General features: G+C 40.2%; 4 protein-coding genes. All 4 read left to right on the top strand.

Translation table 11 applies throughout. The features are described from left to right. The first annotated feature begins 92 nt into the window (after positions 1-92). Entirely contained in the window at positions 93-560 is a 468-nt protein-coding gene (locus tag BCT27_RS18520; RefSeq protein WP_102396436.1) for a hypothetical protein, read from the top strand. 534 nt (positions 561-1,094) lie between these two features. Further along, entirely contained in the window at positions 1,095-1,466 is a 372-nt protein-coding gene (locus tag BCT27_RS18510; RefSeq protein WP_102319486.1) for a nuclear transport factor 2 family protein, read from the top strand. A gap of 164 nt (positions 1,467-1,630) precedes the next feature. Beyond that, a complete protein-coding gene (locus tag BCT27_RS18505) occupies positions 1,631-2,020 on the top strand; it encodes a tautomerase family protein (protein WP_102396435.1) in 390 nt (129 codons plus the stop codon). A 117-nt stretch (positions 2,021-2,137) separates the two neighbouring features. Continuing rightward, positions 2,138-2,614: an RDD family protein gene (locus tag BCT27_RS18500; RefSeq protein ID WP_102396434.1), complete on the top strand. Its 477-nt coding sequence runs from the start codon at positions 2,138-2,140 to the stop codon at positions 2,612-2,614. The last annotated feature ends 17 nt before the right edge of the window (positions 2,615-2,631 follow it).

Here is a 2,631-nt window from a genome sequence, read left to right as displayed (position 1 = left end):
AAGTGGCGTGAATACATTGGCTTGGTGAGGTTTAGTGCGGGCAAGTACCCGTTATCACAGCGTTATGGCTTACATCAGAAATTTGGAAGAATATGGAAACTAAGAGTCGTCTTGAATCAGCATGTTATCATGTTAAAAAAGCTCTAATTGAAACACTTAATGAATCTTGGGACAAAGGTGATCCTTTTGTTCCATCAGAGTTTGATTCCTTTCCAAGAGGTGCATGTGAAGTTACTAGTCTCTGGCTAGGTAAAATGTTAATGGAAATCGGGTTTCAAGATATACATGTATGTAACGGTTCTCATCGTAAACCTACTGGTGGTAGCGCAAATAATCACGTTTGGCTATTTGTTAATTCCAAGTTTTATGTGGATATTACAGGCAATCAGTTTAAAGAGTGTGGGCAAGAGATTGTCGTCTCAAATGAAATACCGAAGTATTTATCCAACTACTTTCCTTTTACAAAAACGCCACTTGAAAAATACTTGGCAGTTTGTCTCACTGATAACAATTATGTCGAACTTGAAGCTGCTTTTCGCACTACTTTGGAACAGCCATAACAAAGCATTTAAGAGTGATTCGCAACGCTTGCCGTTTTCGCTTCGCTCAAAGTATAGGCAAACGCTGTTCACACCTTAATGCGGCGTTAAAAGGCCATCATGAATCAGCCTCAAGGTTTAATTTCGGTGCTTCTAGACCATAACGCAAGTATCTCTGAGCGTGATGATGCTGCTATGGATTTAGAACAATATAAAACACCAGAGTCTGAGAAAGCTTTAATATCTACATTGTTACTGGGCACGGCTGGCTCAACTGTACTAGAGAGCTGTCTCGAATCGCTCTCAAAGATTATGCCTCGTGATATTGCCAGTGATTACAATTGGGCAGTCGAGGTCGAATATTTCATGTCTAAGCATAAAGAACAACTAACGAGCAGGTTAAAGTGTTTGTAACTAGTCTGCTTTTAACAAACGCAATCACTCGGACCGTGTTTAAGCTGTCTTCGTTTTTGCAAAAGGGCCGCAAAAATCGCAGCCATCTCAAATCCGTCCGGTGTTGCGGGCGTTATATGCCTTATCAGCTCAGGAGAACAAGTGGATATTTTAGTTGAACAAGAAACCGAGCTTCATCGGTATGAAGTTCGTCAAAGTCGAGCTGATGTTGAGCGATTGATCCATCCTAGTTTTGCTGAAGTCGGTAAGTCAGGTCTCAGTTTTGACTTCGCTTCAATCGTTAACGTGATGAGCGCAGAGGAGCCTTCAGGCTGCAGAGTCCATTCGCAGAATTATGAATGTGTTCAACTAGAGCCTTCGGTTCAACTTCTTAAATATGAGTCAGCTATAGTCGCTCCATCAGGTGAAATCAGTGACTACGCAAAGCGTTGTTCAATTTGGGCTTTTACAGGTACTTGCTGGCAGTTGAAGTATCACCAAGGAACACCGTGTCCAGCCTTTGAACTGAAATAAAAATGGGATTGGTGAACAGCGGCCTATAACAAGGCAATCAATGAGAGACGCTTTGTCAACGCGGCAGCTTTTTAAAGTGTCGTGAATACAAGGAATTAAAGCGGTTTGGGCGGTTTAATAAGCGCCCATTATTGCAACGTTAAATTTCAGGAAGAATAGAGAATATGGCTCAAATTAAGATTTATGGATTGAAGGACAACCTCGATAAAAATCGAGATGCTATTTCAAGTTCTATTCATGATTCAGTGATGAGTGCTCTTGAATATCCAAAGGAAAAGAAATTCCACAGATTCATTTCACTGAATAAGGATGATTTCATTTATCCAGATGACCGAAGTGAAGAATACATAATTATAGAAATCTCTATGTTTGAAGGCCGTTCAATCGAAGCCAAGAAATCGCTGATACGTGAGTTATTCAATAACATAAATACTGCTACTGGAATAAGTTCCCAAGATATAGAGATTACCATTTATGAAACGCCAAAAGAGAATTGGGGTATTCGTGGTATGCCTGGTGATGAATTGGCTTTAGGTTATAAAGTTGAAGTATAAATTTAACAAGGCGCAGCACCGACTTCGCAACTGTGTCACTTTTTGTGCAAAAGGCCGTACAAAAACCGCCAAAGTCGCTAGGCTGTGTGCGCGGCGTTAGCTACAGGGAAGGATGCTATGGAAAAAAAAGATCCACATTTGGGAAACTTTTCTGGTGCTCTTGAGGAGCTTTCCGGCAGGCCAGAAGAGGGCCCATTCGAAACACCAGACTTTTCGACAGCACCTCTTCGAGATCGATTTTTAGCACAAATGGCAGATTCACTAATTAGTGGGCTGATTTTTATCGGTGTTTTTTACATTCTAAGTGAAGCTAAATTAGATACAGAAAGCGTTCGAATATATTCACTATCTTTTTCTGTGTCTTATTATCTTTTGAGTGATTCATTACCAAAGGGTCGAAGTTTGGGGAAGTGGTTTTTTAAAATCTCGGTTATTGATAAAAAAACAGGAGCATATTGCTCATTGGTCCAATCATTTTTTAGAAACCTTCTTTGTATTACTCTTGGGTTCATAGATTCAGCATTTATTTTGGGTAAAAAGAGAAGACGTTTGGGCGATTTGTTGGCTAGAACTATTGTCATAAAAGATAGCTAACAAGGTCATGAACGGGA

The organism is Enterovibrio norvegicus (assembly GCF_002876705.1).
Lineage (GTDB): Bacteria > Pseudomonadota > Gammaproteobacteria > Enterobacterales > Vibrionaceae > Enterovibrio > Enterovibrio norvegicus_B.
This window is presented reverse-complemented; position numbering and strand designations above follow the sequence as displayed.

Bases quoted from the DNA above. Each gene is read 5' to 3' on its own strand.
- BCT27_RS18520 (WP_102396436.1), top strand. From the start codon at position 93: ATGGAAACTAAGAGTCGTCTTGAATCAGCATGTTATCATGTTAAAAAA.
- BCT27_RS18505 (WP_102396435.1), top strand. From the start codon at position 1,631: ATGGCTCAAATTAAGATTTATGGATTGAAGGACAACCTCGATAAAAAT.
- BCT27_RS18500 (WP_102396434.1), top strand. From the start codon at position 2,138: ATGGAAAAAAAAGATCCACATTTGGGAAACTTTTCTGGTGCTCTTGAG.